This is a genomic window from Geothrix sp. (assembly GCF_030219325.1).
Lineage (GTDB): Bacteria > Acidobacteriota > Holophagae > Holophagales > Holophagaceae > Geothrix.
The window spans coordinates 1,495,130-1,514,982 of sequence record NZ_CP126625.1; the positions used below are offsets into that span (position 1 = coordinate 1,495,130).

Below are 19,853 nucleotides of genomic sequence, written 5' to 3' on the forward strand. Positions count from 1 at the left end.
CGATGAATTCCGCCCTCCGTCTGCTTCTGGTTGAAGACTCCCTGGAGGATGCCGAGCTGATCCTGATGCACCTGAGAAGCCACGGGATCGCGTTTACCAGCTTCCAGGTGGATTCCATGGAGGGTTTTGCCGCCGCGCTCGGGACGGAACCCTGGGATCTGGTCCTGTCCGACTTCAGCCTGCCCGGGACTGATGGCCTGAAAATCCTGGCCTGCCTGCGGGAGAGGGATCCCGACCTGCCCTTCATCCTCCTGTCCGGCGTGCTTGACGAGGAGGCCGCCGTCGAAGCCATGCGGAACGGGGCCAATGACTTCCTGCTCAAGGGCAACCTGTCGCGCCTGGTTCCCGCCATCGAGCGCGAGATGAAGGACGCGGACCTGCGCCGGAAGCAGCGCGGGTTCGAGGAGGAGCTGAGGCTGCTGCACACGGCCATGGAGCAGACGCCCGACATGGTGGTCATCACGGATCGCGACGGCGTGATGCTCTACGCCAACGCTGCGGCCTCGGCGGTCACGGGCTTCTCCCGCGCGGAACTCATCGGCCAGAACCCGCGGATCTTCAAGAGCGGCCAGCATGAGATGGCCTTCTACCACAGCATGTGGGAGGCCCTTCTCAGCGGTGAGACCTGGAGGGGCCACATCGTGAACCGCCGGAAGGACGGAACCCCCTGGGATGCCGAGGCGGTGATCGCCCCGGTGTTCAGTACCAGCGGAGATCTGCAGAACTACCTGTGCACCGCCCGGGACATCACCCTGGAACGGCAGCTGCAGGGCTTCCTGGAGCAGACGCAGCGGCTGGAGACCATCGGCACCCTCACCAGCGGCATCGCCCACGACTTCAACAACATCCTGATGCCGATTCTCGGTCACGCCGAACTCGGCCTGACCCGTGCCGTGGGGGACCCGAAGCTCAAGCATGACCTGGAGATCATCCAGGCCTCGACCTACCGGGCCCGGGATCTGGTTCGCCAGATCCTCACGTTCAGCCGGAAAAGCGAGGAAGAAGAGGCGCCCATCGAAGTCCAGGGCCTGCTCTCGGAGTCCCTCAAGCTGCTGCGGGCCACCGTGCCCAGCTCCATCCGGTTCGAGGTGGGCCTCGACGCGAAGGGGGCCTTCGCCAAGGTGGATCCGACCAAGCTGCACCAGATCATCCTCAACCTCTGCACCAACGCCAGCCACGCCATGCGGGGCATCGCCGGCAAGCTCATCGTGCAACTCAGGCGGGAACGGCTCCCGGCCACCGACTGCGCCATGAATGTCCAGCTCGAAGCAGGCGAGTATCTCCATCTGGAGGTGACCGATACGGGCCGGGGCATTCCTCCCGAGCATCTGGACAAGGTCTTCCTGCCCTTCTTCACCACCAAGCCACCGCGCGAGGGCACGGGCCTCGGCTTGTCGGTGACCCACGGCATCGTGTGCGCTGCGGGAGGCGGGATCAAGGTCACCAGCCAGCCAGGCGCCGGGGCCTCCTTCAGCGTGTATCTGCCTCTCTCGGTCAAGGCCTCCGATCAGCCTTCCCCGAGCGAGGACGGATCGGTGCGGGGCCAGGGCCACATCCTCCTGGTGGATGATGAATCGGCTCTGGTGGAGGCCGTGTGCGCCAACCTGATCCAGATGGGGTTCGAGGTCTCGCCCTTCACCGACCCAGAGCTGGCCTTGCGTACGTTCGCGGCGCACCCCCGGGCATTCCAGATGGTCCTCACGGACCAGGTCATGCCTGGCCTGTCTGGGCTCCAGCTGGCCAAGGCCCTCTGGACCATCCGGCCCGATGTCCCGATCATCCTGCTGTCCGGAGATCCCGACATGGGGGTGCTCACGCCCCGCATCGAGCAGGCCGGTTTCAAGGCCTGTCTCACCAAGCCCATGTCGACCAGGGAGATCGCCAAGGCCATCCTGCGGGTGCTTCCCGAACTGACCCGAACCCCCCTGGAGACGCCTCGATGATCCCGGGGTGACTCCCACCATGCCCCTCTGGATTCCCGGGGGGCGCCACGCACGCGTAACGGAGAAGGGAGCTGGCGATGAAGATCAGGCACCTTGTCGCAGGCGCACTGGCAGTGGCAGTGGGGGGCATGGCGCTGGTGGGCTGGGCCGCCGACGTCGTCGTCCTGAAGAGCCTCCTCCCGGGCTGGGTAAGCATGAAGCCGAACACGGCCCTTGCGTTCCTGCTGATGGGAAGCGCGATGCTGCTGTCTTCCCCCCAGGCGCCGTCGCCCAGCCCTCGGAAACCATCCGCAGTCTTCTATCTCTCACAGGCCTGCGCCCTGCTTGCCGGTCTGATCGGTCTGCTGACCTTGTGCGAGTACGCCCTCGGCTGGAATCCGGGCTTTGATCAGTGGCTGTTCAAGGAACCGGCCGGGGCGGTGGGGACGTCCAATCCAGGCCGAATGGCGCCGGACACGGCCGTGAGTTTCCTTCTCCTTGCAGCGGCCCGGCTCGCCGAAGGCTGGCACGCCATGCGGAGGGCCCGGGTCTTCTCCGTCATCGTCGGGTCCCTGGTGACGACGCTGGCGCTGGTGGAGATCTTCTCGTATTTCACGCCGGTCCTCCGGACCTATGGCTGGGGCGGTCTGACGATGATGGCGCTTCCCACCGCGACGCTGTTCGCAGTGCTGGGCCTTGCCATCATCCAGGCCTCCTGGCGGGAGGCCCTGAGTCCACGGCTGGCCGAATTCTCCAATTACCTCTGGTGGCTGTCGGGTTCTTTCGGCGCCCTGGCCGTATCCTTCGCGCTGTACGTCCGGGCGGAGAATCAGGTCGACCGGTCCAATACTCTGCGCCTGCAGTCCATGCTCATGGCCGATGAGCTGCGCCAGTCCACGGACGATCTCACACGGATGGCGAGGACCTACGTGATGACCGGTGATGCTGCCTACAAGCGTCATTTCCGGGACATCCTGGCCATCCGGGAGGGGGAGAAACCCCGGCCCGAGCACTATCAGAGGCCCTATTGGGATCTGGTGCTTGGGGATGGCCCGGCGCCGCGCGGCGATGGACAGGCTGTGCCACTGCTGGAGTCGATGCGGAAGACCGGGTTCACCCGCGAGGAATTCCGCTTGTTGCTGGAGGCCAAGGCCAACTCGGACAAGACCGCCACCCTGGAATCCGAGGCGATGGCCCTGGCCGAGTCCTCAGGGCCAGGGGCGGACGCTGACCGGGCGAAGGCCCGCAGGATGCTGTATGACGCCCGGTACCACGAGGCCAAAGCGGCCACCATGGTGCCGATCCTCGACTTTCTGAACCTGGTGGACAAGCGCACCCTTGCCCATGTCCAGGCGGCGGAGAACACCGCGACAATCTTCCGTTACCTCCTGGCGGCGTTCGGCTTCGGCTTGGCCTTCGTGCTCTGGCGCACCTACCGGGCCCTGGGCGACATCCTCGGGGGTGCGGTGGACGAGGTGTATCGGCAGATCGCCACCCTCGGAGCCGGGGACTTCTCGAAAGACATCCCGGTGCGGGCGGGCCTGGAGAACAGCGTACTGGGCTGGTTGTCGGAAACGCAGACCAAGCTGAAGGGAAGTGAACAGGAGCGTCAGCAGGCCGAAGCAGCCTTGCGTGCGAGCGAGGAGCGGTTCCGGATGGCCGCCGAGACTGCCAACGACGTGGTCTATGAATGGGACCTGAAGCAGAACGTCGAATGGTTCGGGAACATTGATGCGCTGCTCGGCTATGACCCGGGAGAGTTCCCCCGGACCTTGGACGGATGGACGTCATCCCTCCACCCACAGGACCTGGGCCGGACGATGGCGGCGATCCAGGCCCGCCTGGAGGGCTGCTCACCCTATATCGTCGAATACCGCGTCAGGCGGAAGGACGGAAGCTACCGGTGGTGGTCCGCCCGGGGCGCGGCTGCCAGGAACGCGGAAGGAGTCCCGATCCGATGGATCGGTTCGGTCACCGACATCACCGAGCGGAAGCTGGCCGAGGCCGAGATCCTCGCCTTCAACAAGGACCTGGAACACCGCGTCCAGGAGCGCACGGCGAAGCTGAACGACCTCAACGCCTACAACCGCAGCCTTCTGGAAGCCAGCCTTGATTCCCTGGTCACCATCGGCCTGGATGGCCGGATCCAGGATGTCAACGAGGCGACGGTGAAGGCCACGGGGGCCTCCCGCGCCGAGCTCGTCGGCTCCGATTTCTCCGACTACTTCACCGATCCGGACAAGGCAAAGGCAGGCTACGAAGCCGTCTTCCGGGATGGGTTCGTGCGGGACTATCCCCTCGCCCTCAGGCACCGGGTGGGAGAGACCCGGCAGGTCCTCTACAACGCCTCGGTGTACCGGAACAAGGAAGGTCAAGTGGCCGGGGTCTTCGCTGCCGCCCGGGACGTGACGGACATGAAGAGGATCGAGGGGGAGCTCAGGGAGGCTCTCGAGCTCAATCAGAAGATCATTTCCGCCTCGCCCCTGGGCATGTTCGCCTGCCGGGCGGATGGGCCCTGCGTGTTCGCCAATGAGGCCATCGCCCGGATCTCCGGGGCCTCCCTCGAGACGATGCAGAGCCTCAACTTCCACGATCTCGCCTCCTGGCATGAGAACGGACTCATGGAGAAGGTCAACGGGGTGCTCTCCACCGGTGCGGACGCGGGTGAGACTGTCAGACTGGTCACCACCTTCGGCCGCGAGATCTGGATGAAATATCAGATCACCAGGTTCATCCGGGACAACTTCCCCCATTTCCTCATGGTCTCGGAGGACGTGACCGCGCAGAAGAAGGCCGAGGAGGCGATCCAGGCCTTCAGTGCCTACAACCGCAGCCTCCTCGAGGCCAGCCTCGATCCCCTGGTCACCATCGCGGCGGATGGCAGGATCCAGGATGTCAACGATGCGACCGTCAGGGCCACTGGTGTCTCGCGTGAGGGCCTGATCGGGTCGGACTTCACGAGCTACTTCACCGAGCCTGGCAAGGCCAGGGCAGGCTACGAAAAGGTCTTCGAAGAGGGAATGGTCAGGGACTACGAGCTCTCCATCAAGCACCGGGACGGTGGTGTCATGGCGGTTCTCTACAACGCCTCGCTCTACCGGAACAAGGATGGCCAGATCGGGGGCATCTTCGCAGCGGCCCGCGACATCACGGAACGGCGGCAGGCTGAACGCGCCATGGCCAGGACCACCGCGATCCTGGATGAAGCGGGGCGGTTGGCCCGGATTGGCGGCTGGGAGATCGACCTCGGCACCCGCGAATTGACCTGGACGGAAACGACCTATGCCATCCATGAAATCGGAACCGACTACAAGCCGACGGTGGAAGAGGGGTTCCGGTTCTATGCTCCGGAATCTGCTCCCATCATTTCGGAGGCCGTGAGATCGGCCATGGAGGACGGGACGCCCTTCGATGAGGAACTGGAGTTCATAACTGCGAAACAGAACCGCATTTGGGTAAGGGCCATCGGGAAGGGCTACCGGGAGAACGGGAGGATTGCCCGGGTGGGCGGGGTCTTCCAGGACATCACAGCCCGGAAGAGAAGCGAGGCCATCAAGACCATCCAGAGCGACCTGGTGCAGCTTCTGGGGGGCCACACCGACCTCATGGGCGCCTACTCCGCCTTCCTGGATGCGGCGATCGAAATTTCCGGCCTGGATTGCGGAGGCATCTACGCCGTGGATGAGGCGGCAGAGTGCCTCGAGCTCTTGATCGCCAAGGACCTTCCCGAGGATTTCATCAAGAGCTCCTCCCCGTTCGAGCGGCCTTCGCTGGACGCCAGCCTGGTGTTGGCCGGCCGGCCTGCGTACGTCACACTCCCGGCTCCCCCCGGAAGCGGCGAGGCCGGCCCTGGCCACTTGAAGGCCCTGGCCGTCGTTCCCCTTCGCGCCTCACAAACCGTCCTGGGCTGCCTGAGTGCGGGCTCCTTCACGCTGCCATCGGTGCCGGAGACCACGAGGGAGGCCCTCGAGACGCTCGCCTCCAGGGCTGCTCCGGTCATCGCGCGCATCAAAGCAGACATGGCCAACCTTGCGCTGAACCGGGAACTGTCCGTCAAGACGGTGCAGCTCGAAGCCGCCAACAAGGAGCTTGAGGCCTTTTCCTACAGCGTCTCCCACGATTTGAGGGCACCCTTGCGGCACATGACGGGCTTTGTGGAGTTGCTTGGAAAGAGGGAAATGGATGGGCTGGACGAGAAGAGCCGGCACTACCTGAAAGTCGTGTCGGATTCCGCCCAGAAGATGGGCTGCCTGATCGACGACCTGCTCTCCTTCTCGCGGATGGGACGCGCGGAGATGATGAAGCAGAGCGTCGACCTGAAACGGCTCGCCCAGGAGGCCATCGAAGAGCTCTCCAGGGACCTGCCGGCGGAAAGAGCCATCCAATGGCGCGTCGGCGACCTGCCGGTGGTCACCGGAGACCGCGCGATGCTGCGCCAGGTCTTCGCCAACCTGTTTTCCAACGCGGTGAAATACTCCAGGCATGTGGAAACCGCCCTGATCGAAGTGGATGCACGGACCTCCCAGGACAACAACGGATGGACCGTGAGCGTCCGGGACAATGGCGCCGGATTCGACATGAAATACGTGGACAAGTTGTTCGGCCTGTTCCAGCGTCTTCATGCCATCGAGGAATACGAAGGGACGGGGGTGGGCCTGGCCAATGTGCGCCGCATCGTCGCCCGGCATGGCGGCAGGACCTGGGCCGAAGGAGAACTCGGCAGGGGGGCGGCCATCTACTTCACGTTGCCATGCGACAAGGAGGCGGGGACATGAGAATCGACCTCAAGAAGATCCTTCTGGTGGAAGACAATCCACATGACGCCGAACTGACCTTGGAGGCCCTCGGGGAGAGGAACCTGGCCAACGAGGTGATCTGGCTGAAGGACGGCCAGGAGGCCCTGGATTTTCTGTACTGCAGGGACGCCTACGCCGGTCGTGATCCGGTCAACCCGGTCCTGGTCCTCCTGGATATCAAGATGCCCCGCGTGGACGGCCTGGAGGTGCTGAGGATCGTCAAGTCGGATCCCAGGCTCCATACCATCCCCATGGTCATCCTCACCTCGTCGCGGGAGGAGACCGACCTCATCGAAAGCTACAACCATGGCGTGAACGCCTTCGTGGTGAAGCCCGTGAACTTCGCAGACTTCGTGCATGCGGTGTCCTCCCTGGGCGCCTTCTGGGCGGTGGTGAACGAGGCGCCGCCGATCAGGCTGTGAACCGGAACGAGGCCTAGGACTCGGATCCAGCCTCCCCGATGAGGGCGGCCACCGCCGTGTTGAGGTCCACGGGGCTGATGGGCTTGTGCAGGACGGCGTGCACGCCGAGCTTCTCCATGCGGTGTTCCAGGTCCTCATTCCGGTGGGCCGTGAGCATCATGACCTTCACCGTGGAAAGGAGGTCATCTTCGAAGCAGGCCCGGACCAGGCTGGAACCTGAGAAGGTGGGCATCTGCTGGTCGAGCACCAGGAGCTCCGGCCTCAGGTCTCGCAGGGACTCCAGCACCTGGCCGAGGCTGACGGGCTCGATTTCAGCGACCTCGTGCCCGGTCTGCTTCAGTGAGGCGGCCACGAAGGACCTCGCCAGCCTGCTGTCGTCCACGATCGCAATGACTGCCACGGGTCGGGCTCCTGCTCGAAGTATGGGCCGACTGGCAAGAGATCCAAGGTCCTACCGGGTATTGAGGTGTGTGACGAGTCTGCGGTCCACCTCGCGGATGTGATGCTCGAGCCAGTCTTTCAGGAAGGCCATCACGGTCAGGGAAAGCGTCATGGATCCGGCAGCGTGCTTCTCTTCCAGCTCCTTGACCTGGCGGACCAGGTCGTCGTGTTCGGCCGTGTGCGCCACCACCCCCGGGTAGTCCGTGTCCCGCATGAAGGTTTCCTCCGTCTGGAAATGCTCGACGGTGTAGGTCCGCAGAAACGCCAGGATGCCGGCGAGCTCATGGCGCGAGCTTCCGAGGCGCAGCGCCTCATGGAGCTGGTTCACGGCCTCGAACAGGGCGGCGTGCTGGCCGTCGATCCGCTCATGGCCGAGCCGGAGGTCCTCCGTGAATGTGGCAAAGGGCATGGCCGCCTCCCCAGATCCCATGAGCGCGGATGCATCCCACTCTTCGGGCGCGCCTGATCTCCCTCTCGTTATCGGGGGCAGGAACGGCGAACTGAATAATAGGGAGCAGATACTTCGCGGCGGGGAAAGGAGCGGAAAGCCGGGCTTCTAACACCGGTGGGTCGGCCAGCCGATGAAGCACTCCAGGAACCCCCTCAGCGACCCTCCTCCACGCCGGAGAACGCCGGTGTCCAACGCCTCGGAACGCCCCGCGCCGCCTCCCGACACCGGGGATGGAATCCTCATCGTGGAGGACGACCCCCATTTTTCGGACCTGCTGGCGGGGTTCCTGTCACCCAAGGCGGGCTTCGGCGAGATCAAGCGGGCCAAGACCCTCGCACAGGCCCTGGAATTCTTGGAGGCAGGGGGGTTCGCCCTGGTCTTCCTGGACCTCCACCTGAGGGACTCCCGTGGCCTGGATACCCTGATCGCCGTGCAGGCCAAGGCCAGGGACGCGAACGTGCTGGTGATGACCAGCGTGGCGGATGAGGAATTGGGCCTCCAGGCCATGCGGGAGGGGGCCCATGACTATTTCATGAAGGGCCGGATCCCTCCGGATGGGATGCGGCGCATGGCCCGCTATGCCATCGAGCGGCGCTCGGCGGGCCTGGCTCTGAAAAAGTCCCAGGCCGCCATGGAGATCCAGCTGCGCCATGCCCAGAAGATGGAGGCCATCGGCCAGCTGGCCGCGGGGATCGCCCACGAGATCAACACGCCCATCCAGTTCATCGGGGACAACTGCCAGTTCCTGGGACAGGGTTTCACCGAGCTGATCGCCTTCTTCGAAGGTTTCGCGGCGGGGCGGGTCCCGGCGCCCGAGGACCTGCAGCGGCGGCTGGAGGCTCTGGATCTCGACTACCTCAGCCTCGAGATCCCGAAGGCCATCCAGCAATCCCTCGACGGCGTCGCCCGGGTCTCCAAGATCGTGTCGGCCATGAAGGACTTCTCGCATCCAGGCAACGCGATCCGCCAGGCCGTGGATCTCAACAAGGCCATCGAGAGCACCCTCACGGTCTCCAACAACGCCTGGAAATACTGCGCGGTCCTGGAGACCCACTTCGCGACGGACCTTCCCCTGGTGCCCTGCTTCCAGGGGGAGTTCAACCAAGTGATCCTCAACCTGGTCGTGAACGCCGCCCATGCCATTGAGGAGTCGCGGTCGAAGAGAGGCGAGGCCACCCCGGGACGCATCGTCATCCGGACGCAGCGGATCGGGGACGAGGTGGTCGTGGAGGTCTCCGACAACGGTGCGGGGATGCCCCCCGATATCCAGGCCCGGATCTTCGATCCCTTCTTCACGACGAAGGAGGTCGGCAAAGGCACCGGCCAGGGGCTCTCCATCGCCCGTGCGGTGATGGTCGATCAGCACAAGGGGCGCATCAGCGTCCAATCCAGGCCCGGCGAGGGGACCACATTCACGCTGGGGCTGCCGCTGCATCCAGTCACCTGAGAAGCGCCCAGGTGGCGATCTCCACCTTCCGCCAGAACAGCCGCCATCGGAGTAACCTGATGGGCATGCCCACCCGTGTCCCCACGCAGACCCGAATGCCGGAGCTCAGGCGCCCGGGTCTCGTCTGCTCCTGGACCTGCACGGGGCATTGCCCGACCTGCCAGGCTGAGCGGGGAGACCACCGCGTGTCTCATCCGACCCCAGACCCCCGGTCGACCCGTCATCCTGCCCCGGATGCCACTCTTCACCCTCCCGTGAACGGCTTCCGATAGGCGGGTTACCTGCTGGCTCAGCAGGGGCCCGAACCTGGCCCAGTGAAGATCAGGCTGTGGCCCGTCCGAAGGGAGCGCGCCGATGACTGCCGGACCCCGAAACATCCCCACGCCCCGAGCCGGGGGCATGCATGTGCCTGAGATCATCGATGCCTTCGCCCACCGGATGATGTACTCGATCGCCAAGGACTCGCACACGGCGTCCGACTTCGATGTCTACCAGGGGCTGGCCTTCGCCGTCCGCGATCGCCTCATGGAGCGCTGGTTCGGCACCCAGAGTGCCTACTACCGCCAGGACGCCAAGCGGGTCTACTACCTGTCGCTGGAGTTCCTCATGGGGCGGGCGCTCCTCAACAACGTGGTGAACCTCGGTGCCGGGGATGCCTACAGCCAGGCCATGGGGGAGCTCGGCTTCCGGCTCGAGGACATCACGGAGCAGGAGTGGGACGCGGGGCTGGGCAACGGGGGCCTCGGCCGCCTGGCCGCCTGCATCCTGGATGCCGCGGCCACGCTTGAGCTGCCCTTCTACGGCTACGGGATCCGCTACGAGTACGGGATCTTCTACCAGAAGATCATCGACGGCCAGCAGACGGAGTTCCCGGACGGGTGGCTCCGCTACGGGAATCCCTGGGAGATCCAGCGCCCGGACGCCATCTTTCCGGTGCGTTTCTACGGCCGGACCCAGGGCCACTTCGACGCCGATGGTCGCTACCGGGTGGAGTGGCTGGATACCCAGGATGTCTGGGCCATGGCCTACGACACGCCCATCGCGGGGTACCGCAACGGCACGGTCAACACCCTGCGGCTCTGGTCCGCCAAGTCCAGCCGCGAGTTCGACCTGGCGCGGTTCAATTCGGGTCAGTACGTCCGGGCCGTGGAGGACAAGACCATCTCCGAGAACATCTCGAAGGTGCTCTATCCCGCGGACGATCAGAGCGCCGGGAAGGAGCTGCGCCTGAAGCAGCAGTACTTCTTCGTGTCGGCCACCCTTCAGGACGTGGTGCGCCGGTTCAAGAAGCGGCCCAGCTGGCGCTGGGAGGACCTGCCGGACAAGGTGGCCGTCCAGATGAACGACACCCATCCGGCGCTGGTGGTCCCGGAGCTGATGCGCGTGCTCCTGGACCAGGAGGGCCTCGAGTGGGACCTGGCCTGGGGCCTCACCCAGCAGGTGTGCGCCTACACCAACCACACCATCCTGCCGGAGGCCATGGAGGTCTGGCCCATGGAGCTGTGGCGCAACCTGCTGCCCCGCCATGCGGAGATCGTCGAGGAGGTTGATCGCCGCTTCCGGTTGACGGTGCGGGAGCGCTACCCCTTCGACGATGCCAAGCTCCAGCGCCTGGCCATCGTCGACAATGGCCACAGCGTGCGCATGGCCAACCTGGCCATCGTGGGCAGCCACTCCGTCAACGGTGTGGCCCAGCTCCACACGGACATCCTGAAGGCCTCCACCTTTGCCGAGATGAACGAGCTCTTTCCCGGCCGCCTCAACAACAAGACCAACGGCATCACCCCCCGGCGCTGGCTGCTCAAGTGCAACCCCGGCCTGGCCAGCCTGGTGACGGAGGCCATCGGTGAAGGCTGGACCCGCGACTTGGATGCCCTGCGGGGCCTGGAGCGCTTCGCCGGTGATGCGGCCTTCCAGGAGCGCTGGACCCAGGTCAAGCGGGCCAACAAGGAGGCACTGGCCACCTGGGCCGGGCAGACCCTGGAATCGGGCCTGGATCCGGCCTTCCTGTTCGATGTCCAGGTGAAGCGGATCCATGAATACAAGCGGCAGCTGCTGAACCTCCTGCACGTCGCGACGCTCTGGAACCGCCTGCGGGACGGCGGCGACGCCGGGGTGCCCAGGGCGGTCATGATCGGTGGGAAGGCCGCCCCGGCCTACTGGGTGGCCAAGCAGATCATCCACCTGACGAATGCCATGGCCCAGGCGATCCAGGCCGACCCGGCCACCCGGGGCCGCCTCAGCCTCGCCTTCCTGCCGAACTACCGGGTGACTCTGGCCGAGCTGATCTTCCCGGCGGCGGAGCTTTCCGAGCAGATCTCCACGGCCGGCACCGAGGCCTCGGGCACCGGCAACATGAAAGCGGCCCTCAACGGCGCCCTCACCATCGGCACGCTGGACGGCGCCAACATCGAGATCAAGGAAGAGGTGGGCGAAGCCAACATCTTCATCTTCGGGCACACGGCGGAAGGCATCGTCCGGCTGCGGGACTCGGGCCACCGGCCCGGGAACTGGATCCAGGCCAACCCTGAGCTGCGGCGGGCCATCGACACCATCTCGACCCTGGACGGGGGGCGCTTCCAGTCCCTGGGCCAGATCCTGCTGGATTCGGACCACTACTTCCACTGCGCGGACTACGCCTCGTACCTGGAAGGCCAGGAGCAGGTCTCGGCCACCTATGCGGATCCCCGGGAGTGGGCCCGCAGATCCATCCTGAACGTGGCCGGAATGGGGAAGTTCTCCATCGACCGCACCGTCCGGGAATACGCCCGGGACATCTGGAAGGCCGCGGCCGTTCCCGTCCCGCTGCCCTAGCCCGATCCACCCCTCAAAACCTCATCCAGGAAGTGCCGCCATGTCCAATCCCATCCGACGCATCGCCATCTGCACCGGAGGCGGCGACGCCCCTGGCCTCAACGCCGTCATCCGCGCCGTGGTCATCGCCGCCTCCAACCGCGGCTGGGAGTGCTATGGCATCCGGGAGGGCTTCAACGGCATCCTCTTTCCCGAACGCTTTCCGGAAGGGGGCGTGTTCCGCCTGACGCGGGATCGCGTGCGGGGCATCGGCCATCTGGGGGGCACGATCCTCGGCACCACCAACAAGGGCAACCCGCTGCACTTCCCCATGAAGATGCCGGACGGCTCGGTGAAGGACGTGGACCGGACGGACGAGATCCTGGAGTGCTTCGCGCGCAAGGAATTGGATGCCCTGATCTCCATCGGAGGGGATGGCTCCCTCACCATTGCCCATGCCCTCTTCCAGAAGGGGCTGCGGGTGGTGGGTGTCCCGAAGACCATCGACAACGACCTCGACAAGACCTACACCACCTTCGGTTTCGATACGGCCGTGGGATTCGCCACGGAATGCCTGGACCGCCTGCATAGCACCGCCGAGAGCCACCAGCGGGTGTTCGTGGTGGAGATGATGGGGCGCTACGCGGGCTGGATCGCCCTGAATTCGGGCATCTCCGGCAGCGCCCACGCCATCCTGATTCCCGAAATCCCCTTCGACCTGGACAAGGTCGCCGCCAAGATCCGGGCGCGCGACCAGGTGGGGCGCATGTACTCACTGGTGGTGGTGGCCGAGGGCGCCACCCCCGCGCACGGCCACCGCTCGGTGCTGGAGCAGGCCGAGGTCGGACACGCCGAGCGCCTGGGCGGCATCGGCGAGTGGGTCGCCAAGGAACTGCAGGCCCGCACGGGCAAGGAGTCCAGGGTGGTGGTCCTGGGGCATCTGCTGCGCGGCGGCCGCCCCACCAGCTTCGACAGACTCGCGGCCCTGCGCTTCGGCACGGCCGCCGTGCGGGCCCTGGAGGAGGGCCAGAACGGCATCATGGTGGCCCTGGCCCTCGCGGGTGTGAACTACGTGCCGCTCGAGGAGGTCGCGGGCCGCATGAAGGCCGTGCCGCTGGACTGCGACACCCTGCAGACCGGGCGGGACCTGGGGATCGCCTTCGGCGATTAGCGGGTTTTTTCATGTCGAATCAGGACCAGGGGTTCTGCAACCAGTCCGGATCCTTGTGGATGCAGATTTTTTTCCAAGGCGATGACGAAAATGAACTCAGTGCCGACAGAGATTTAGCGGTCGATTGATTTGTTTGGGCATCAATTCGTAACATCCTTGTTTCCACGAATTCACCGGGACCTGGATACCCTTTTGTGCGTTGCATCACAAGGGTGGGAACCTTCAGGGTTTTTTGATGGACGCCATCCTGAGGCCCGTTTAGCTTGAACTCGACAGTTCCCCCTAAGGCAGATTGGTCCGTTGGTCAGACCGCCCTTTGCCTGCTCCTCCCCTCGCCCCCCAACCCTCCCTCTAAGGAGAACACCTATGAAGATCTCCCGCATCGCCGGCATCGCCGCGCTGCTCACCGCCGGGTTCGCCTCGGCCCAGACCCCCACCATCAAGCTGGATGGCGTCCTCCTCGAGTTCTGGGCCACCCAGATGATGGACAACAACCTGCGCATGAATGCCACAGCCGCACCTGGGGCCGGGAATACCTCCAAGTACTACGCGCTCGACTCCCGTTTCCAGGAGAACACTTTCGCCGTCAAGCGCTCTGAGGTCTACCTGAGCGGCACGGTCACGGACACGATCAGCTGGAACATCATGTTCGACCCGAACAATTCCAACGCCGCCGCCCCTGGTGCCCCCAACAACGTCCTGCAGGACTTCGTGCTGACCTGGGCCTTCGCCCCCGGCTTCAACGTCAAGGCCGGCCAGTTCAAGATGCCCACCTCCTATGAGGCCACCCTCGTCGCCGCGCGCGAGATCCTCTTCTTCGAGCGCAACCAGATCAACCGCCGCTTCGCCGATGCCCGCGACCGCGGCCTCTGGTTCAGCTACACCTACGGCGATGCGAAGGCCTTCCAGGGCAAGCTGAACCTCGCCATCTCCAACGGCACCACCGATGACGGCGCCGGCGGCAAGAACAACGAGAACACCGTGGCCGGTTCCGGCAACGCCCAGAAGGACTTCACCCTCCGCTTCGAGAGCACCTTCCTGTCCCAGCACAAGGCTGGTGCCTACTACCGCGAGGGCGTGACGAACCTGAAGGACTCCACCATGTCGGCGGCCGCTGTTCCGGCCTCCTGGACCGTCGGAGCCCCTTCCGCCACCCAGATCAAGGACAACAAGGACAAGACCACCCTCGAGGGCGTGTACTACGCCTTCAACTGCCCCACCTGGCAGGTGAGCGCTGAGTACGCCACGGGCCTGCTGGGCCGCCGCTACCCCACCCTCTTCACCGCCGCCGGCACTGCGCCCCTGCGCGAGCACCTGGACCAGAAGTTCACCGGCTACGTGGTGGACGGCGCCCTCAAGTTCGGCAACCACTGGATCACCGGCCGCTACGACATGCTGAACTACAACTCCGGGGACAACTGGTATACCGCCTTCAACCCCTACAAGAACACGACCGCTGGCGTGGCGACTGGCAACGACTACAGCCCGAAGTACACCGAAATCACCGTGGGCTACAACTACGTGTTCATCCCCACCAAGCAGTCCGCGGGCAAGATCAAGCTCGACTACGTCATGCGCAGCAAGAACTTCCTGGCTCCTCGCGCCGGCCAGACCGGCGAGCAGGGCGGCAACAGCCTCGTCGCCTCCCTGATGTGGTCCTACTGAGTCAGTTCTCCTAGCTGAATTCCTTCAGCCCTGAAAACCACGGAGCCCCTGGGTTGCCACCCATGGGCTCCGTGGTTTTTTTTGCCAACGGGTGTAGAATTCCCAATACCACCCATCCATATCTTCTTTGTTCAGGAGCAGCCATGCGCAAGCACCTCTTGGCCTTTGGCGTCACTTTGGCGCTGTCACCGTGCCTGCTGGCACAGAAGATCGGTGTCATCAACTCCATGAGCGGGCCCGAGGCGCCCATCGGCGAGAACATCACCAACGGCATCAAGCTGGCGGAGGAGGATCTCAAGAAGAAGGGCATCAACTTCCAGCTCGTGTGGGAGGACGACACGGGCAAGCCCCAGATTTCCATGAGCGCCATGGAGAAGCTGGCCACGCGGGACAACGTGGTCGGCGTGGTGGGCCCCTACACGTCGGCCTGTTCCAACGCCGTGGCGAAGCTGGCCGAGAAGTACAAGGTGTCGCTGCTCATCCCGGCTGCCGCCAAGGAGGAGATCACGCGCCAGGGACTGAAGTACGTCTTCCGCATGAACGCGCCGGCCGACAAGTACGCCTCCAGCCTCATCGATGCGGCATTGTCACTGGGCAAGCCGAAGTCCATCGCCTTCGTCTACGAGAACACGGATTTCGGCACGTCCACCTCGAAGACCGCGAAGGACTACGTGGCCTCCAAGGGCATCCAGGTGGTATCGGACGTCTCCTATCCCAAGGGTTCGGCGGACTACCGGTCCACCCTGGCCCAGATCAAGTCGAAGAATCCGGATCTGGTCTTCATGGTCTCCTACGTGGCCGACGCCATCCTGCTGATGCGGCAGTCGAAGGAAGTGGGGCTTCAGCCCCAGGCCTTCCTCGGCGCCGGCGCGGGCTTCACGACCGCCGAGTTCGCCAGGGAGAAGGCCATCTCCGAGAGCGTCATCTCCTGCACCCAGTGGACCGATGACGTGACCTGGCCCGGCGCGAAGGATTTTGGCGCCCGGTACAAGGCCAAGTTCGGCAAGGAGCCCACCTACCACGCAGCCTGTGCCTACGCATCGATGATGATCATGGCGGAGACCGCGAAGCACACCGGGGGCGATCGGGCCAAGACCCGCGACGCGCTCAAGGCCGGCAAGTGGAACGGCGTGATGGGTGAAGTGCAGTTCGCGGACTACGAGGGCTTCACGAACCAGAACAACCACCAGATGCTCGTGCAGCAGATCATCGCCGGGAACTACGAGACGATCCTGCCCGCCAAGTTCGCCACGAAGAAGCCGGTCTACCCCTTCCCCAAGTGGAAGTGATGGCGGATCTGCCCGGAAAATCCGTGCTGCGCGCACGTTCCCGGGCCCCCGCGCAAGCATTCGGCTGAGCTGGACTTTTGTTTCATTCCTGGAGGTCAAGCCCCCATGGCCGTCTTCATGCAGTCCCTCATCAGCGGCATCCTGATCGGCGGAGTGTACGCGCTCATCGGCATCGGCCTCACGCTGATCTTCGGGGTGATGCGGGTCATCAACTTCGCCCACGGAGACATCCTGATGGTCGGGATGTACCTCACCTACATCATCTTCACGATGCTGGGCATCGACCCCTTCGTCTCGGTGCTGATCACGTTCCCTCTCATGTTCCTCTTCGGGGGCTTCCTCCAGAAGGTGTTCATCAACCGGGTGCTCAATGCGCTGGCCCAGAACCAGATCCTCCTGACCATCGGCCTCGGGCTCATCATGAGCAACACGGTGATGCTGATCTTCACGTCGGACTACAAGATCCTCACCACGACCTACTCCTCGTCCACGATTCAGGTGGGCGGCGGCGTCTCGGTGTCCACGCCCCTGCTGATCTCCTTCCTGATTACCTCGGCCATCACGGCGGCGCTGTACTGGTTCCTCCTGAAGACCGATACGGGGCAGGCCATCCGCGCCACGGCCCAGGACCGGGATGCGGCCCAGCTCATGGGCATCAACGTCAAGCGCATGTCGATCATCGCGTTCGGTCTCGGGTCGGCCCTTGCGGGCACGGCGGGCGCGCTGATCTCGCCGACCTATTACATCTTCCCCCAGGTGGGCGGGGTCTTCACGCTCAAGGCCTTCGTCATCACGGTGCTGGGCGGCATGGGAAGCGTGGTGGGCGCCACGCTGGGTGGAATCCTGATCGGTGTCACCGAATCCATGAGCGCGGTCTACATCTCCTCGGGATGGAAGGATGTGATCGTCTTTGTGCTCTTCCTGCTGGTACTCCTCTTCAAGCCTTCGGGCCTGATGGGCAAGTCGCGGACCTAGGAGACCACCGTGAACAAGACCATCCTCAAGGCCATTGCCATTCTCGCGGTCCTCGGCGGCCTCCTGATCATTCCGAGGTTCGTGGACAGCCCCTATGCGCTCCACATGATGATCCTGCTGTTCATGAGCGTGATGATGGGGCAGAGCTGGAACATCCTCGGCGGCTATGCCGGACAGCATTCCGTCGGTCATGCGGCCTACTTCGGCGTGGGTGCCTACACCACCATGATGCTCATGCACACCAGGCAGATCGCCCCCTGGTTCGGGGTGTGGGCCGGCATGGCCCTGGTGATCGTGGTGGCGCTGGCCATTGGCAGCATCTGCTTCCGTCTGCGAGGCCCCTACTTCGTGCTGGCCTCCATCGCCGTGGCGGAGATCCTCCGGCTGTCGGCCATCAACCTGACCACCCTGACCAACGGCGCCGAGGGCATCCTGGCCACTGAACTTCCTGCCTTCAAGATTGGCGGGACCATCGTCACAGACTTCGCCACCAAGGTGCCGTTCTACTACATCGGCCTCTTCCTGGTGGCGCTCACCATCGCCGTCACTTACCTGGTCCAGCATTCCAAGTTGGGGTACTTCTTTCAGGCCATCCGCGAGGACCAGGATGCGGCCCACTCGCTGGGCATCTCCATCTCCCTCTACAAGAACATCGCGCTCGTCATCTCGGCGGTGCTCACCTCCCTGGCGGGCAGCTTCTACGGCATCTACGTGGGGTTCGTGGATCCACCGACGGTGCTCGGCCTGGATGTCTCGGTCCAGATCATGCTCATCTGCATCATCGGCGGCATGGGGACGCTCTGGGGACCTGTGCTCGGATCCCTGGTCCTGGTACCGCTCTCCGAGGCCCTGCGCAGCAACATGATCACCGAGGCGCTCGTGAAGGTCGGCCTGGTGAACGCGGAATCGAAACTCGGGATCTTCCTGAAGGACAACCTGTCCCACGCCCACGTCCTGCTCTACGGCATCCTCGTGGTCGTGGTCATCCTCTTCATGCCGGACGGGCTCATGGGGTTCATCAAGAAGCTGGCCAGGCGCCGGCAGCCGGAGGCGGTCTGATGGCCATCCTGGAGATCAAGAACGTCAGCAAGTTCTTCGGGGGTCTGGCGGCCAACTCGAACGTCTCCTTCTCCGTGGAGGAGGGGATGATCATGGGCCTCATCGGGCCCAACGGCGCCGGCAAGACGACCCTCTTCAACTGCATCACCGGCTACTACCCGCCCTCGAAGGGGGAAATCATCTTCGATGGCCGGCGCATGAACGGACTGGATCCGGACAAGGTCTGCATGCTGGGTATGGTGCGGACCTGGCAGAAGGTGCGGCCCCTGGCCAAGCTGTCCGTGCTGGACAACGTCATGGTGGGCGCCCTGGCGCGCACGTCGTCCCTGAAGGTCGCCCGGGAACTGGCCATGGAACAGATCAAGGTGGTCCGCATGGAGCACCGGGCGGATTTCATCGCCGGCGGTCTGCCCATCGGCGAACGGAAGAAGCTGGAAGTGGCCCGCGCCCTGGCCACCCAGCCCAAGCTGCTGCTGCTGGACGAGGTGATGGGCGGTCTGAACCCGGCCGAGAGCGAGGAGATCATCCAGCTCATCCTCGACATCAAGAAGCGCGGTCTCACCCAGATGGTCATCGAGCACGACATGAAGGCCATCATGCGCATCTCCGACCGGATCGTCGTCCTGACCTCCGGCGAGAAGCTCACGGAGGGATCCCCCCAGGAGGTCGTCAGCAACCCCGAAGTGATCAGCGCCTACCTGGGTGAAGCCCATGCTTAAGATCGAGAAGCTCAATTTCGCCTACGGCGACCTCAAGGTGCTCTGGGACGTCGACCTGGTGGTGAGCCAGGGGGAGATCGTCACCGTCGTCGGCGCCAATGGCGCCGGCAAGTCCACGACCCTCAAGAACATCTCCCGGCTGGTCAAGCCGAGCTCGGGCACCATCACCTTCATGGGCAAGGATCTGGGCAAGATGCAGTCCCATCATGTGGTCGAGGCGGGACTGGTCCAGGTGCCTGAAGGCCGGCGCATCTTCCCCGAGATGACCGTGATGGAGAACCTCCGCATGGGGTCCTACGTCAAGGCGACCCGGGCCGACCGGCAGAAGAACATCGACTGGGTCTTCGATCTGTTCCCCAGGCTCAAGGAGCGCGAAAAGCAGCTGGGCGGCACCATGTCGGGCGGCGAACAGCAGATGCTGGCCATCGCCCGGGGCCTCATGGCCAACCCGAAGATCCTGCTGCTGGATGAGCCGTCCCTCGGTCTTTCCCCACTGCTGGTGAAGAACATCTTCGACATCATCACCGGCATCAACAAGGAGGGGGTTACCATTCTCCTGGTGGAGCAGAACGTCTACCAGTCCCTCCGCATCTCTCACCGGGCCTATGTCATGGAAACCGGCCGGGTGGTGCTCACGGGGAAAGGTGACGAACTGCTCAACAACGATCATATTAAGAAGGCCTTCCTGGGCATGTAAGGAGCA

Annotated in this window: 14 protein-coding genes; 12 read left to right on the plus strand and 2 right to left on the minus strand. The window is 64.3% G+C overall.

Features of this window, described 5'->3' with window-relative positions; translation table 11 throughout:
- Positions 1 to 2: 2 nt before the first annotated feature.
- From QOZ81_RS06720 to QOZ81_RS06730, 3 genes are all read left to right on the plus strand, one after another.
- Positions 3 to 1,943, plus strand: a complete 1,941-nt coding sequence (locus tag QOZ81_RS06720) for a hybrid sensor histidine kinase/response regulator (RefSeq protein ID WP_291199708.1) — start codon at positions 3 to 5, stop codon at positions 1,941 to 1,943.
- Positions 1,944 to 2,020: 77 nt separating this feature from the next.
- Positions 2,021 to 6,697, plus strand: a complete 4,677-nt coding sequence (locus tag QOZ81_RS06725) for a PAS domain S-box protein (protein WP_291199705.1) — start codon at positions 2,021 to 2,023, stop codon at positions 6,695 to 6,697.
- Positions 6,694 to 7,140, plus strand: coding sequence for a response regulator (locus tag QOZ81_RS06730; protein ID WP_291199702.1), 447 nt, complete (start codon positions 6,694 to 6,696; stop codon positions 7,138 to 7,140). The genes QOZ81_RS06725 and QOZ81_RS06730 overlap by 4 nt, the downstream gene beginning before the upstream one ends.
- A gap of 13 nt (positions 7,141 to 7,153) precedes the next feature.
- Here the strand turns inward: QOZ81_RS06730 and QOZ81_RS06735 are convergent, their stop codons facing one another.
- The gene (locus QOZ81_RS06735; RefSeq protein ID WP_291199699.1) at positions 7,154 to 7,540 is read right to left on the minus strand and encodes a response regulator; all 387 of its coding nucleotides are present in this window, start codon (positions 7,538 to 7,540) and stop codon (positions 7,154 to 7,156) included.
- Between the two features lie 51 nt (positions 7,541 to 7,591).
- Positions 7,592 to 7,990, minus strand: coding sequence for a bacteriohemerythrin (locus QOZ81_RS06740; RefSeq protein ID WP_291199696.1), 399 nt, complete (start codon positions 7,988 to 7,990; stop codon positions 7,592 to 7,594).
- Positions 7,991 to 8,216: 226 nt separating this feature from the next.
- On the opposite strand from QOZ81_RS06740, the gene QOZ81_RS06745 reads away from it, so the two are divergent.
- From QOZ81_RS06745 to QOZ81_RS06785, 9 genes are all read left to right on the plus strand, one after another.
- Positions 8,217 to 9,479, plus strand: a complete 1,263-nt coding sequence (locus QOZ81_RS06745) for a hybrid sensor histidine kinase/response regulator (RefSeq protein ID WP_291199693.1) — start codon at positions 8,217 to 8,219, stop codon at positions 9,477 to 9,479.
- Positions 9,480 to 9,833: 354 nt separating this feature from the next.
- Positions 9,834 to 12,293, plus strand: a complete 2,460-nt coding sequence (locus QOZ81_RS06750) for a glycogen/starch/alpha-glucan phosphorylase (protein ID WP_291199690.1) — start codon at positions 9,834 to 9,836, stop codon at positions 12,291 to 12,293.
- Positions 12,294 to 12,333: 40 nt separating this feature from the next.
- On the plus strand, positions 12,334 to 13,443 hold the full coding sequence (locus tag QOZ81_RS06755; RefSeq protein ID WP_291199687.1) for a 6-phosphofructokinase: 1,110 nt from the start codon (positions 12,334 to 12,336) through the stop codon (positions 13,441 to 13,443).
- 366 nt (positions 13,444 to 13,809) lie between these two features.
- Positions 13,810 to 15,108, plus strand: a complete 1,299-nt coding sequence (locus tag QOZ81_RS06760) for a hypothetical protein (RefSeq protein ID WP_291199684.1) — start codon at positions 13,810 to 13,812, stop codon at positions 15,106 to 15,108.
- Positions 15,109 to 15,251: 143 nt separating this feature from the next.
- Positions 15,252 to 16,397, plus strand: a complete 1,146-nt coding sequence (locus QOZ81_RS06765) for an ABC transporter substrate-binding protein (protein ID WP_291199681.1) — start codon at positions 15,252 to 15,254, stop codon at positions 16,395 to 16,397.
- 105 nt (positions 16,398 to 16,502) lie between these two features.
- Complete coding sequence (locus tag QOZ81_RS06770) at positions 16,503 to 17,372, plus strand: branched-chain amino acid ABC transporter permease (RefSeq protein WP_291199678.1); 870 nt, start codon at positions 16,503 to 16,505, stop codon at positions 17,370 to 17,372.
- A gap of 9 nt (positions 17,373 to 17,381) precedes the next feature.
- Positions 17,382 to 18,431 carry a branched-chain amino acid ABC transporter permease gene (locus tag QOZ81_RS06775; protein ID WP_291199675.1) on the plus strand — a complete coding sequence of 350 codons (1,050 nt, stop codon included), beginning with the start codon at positions 17,382 to 17,384 and terminating at the stop codon, positions 18,429 to 18,431.
- The gene (locus QOZ81_RS06780) at positions 18,431 to 19,150 is read left to right on the plus strand and encodes an ABC transporter ATP-binding protein (protein ID WP_291199672.1); all 720 of its coding nucleotides are present in this window, start codon (positions 18,431 to 18,433) and stop codon (positions 19,148 to 19,150) included. Before QOZ81_RS06775 ends, QOZ81_RS06780 begins: the two co-directional genes overlap by 1 nt.
- A complete protein-coding gene (locus tag QOZ81_RS06785; RefSeq protein ID WP_291199669.1) occupies positions 19,143 to 19,847 on the plus strand; it encodes an ABC transporter ATP-binding protein in 705 nt (234 codons plus the stop codon). The genes QOZ81_RS06780 and QOZ81_RS06785 overlap by 8 nt, the downstream gene beginning before the upstream one ends.
- The last annotated feature ends 6 nt before the right edge of the window (positions 19,848 to 19,853 follow it).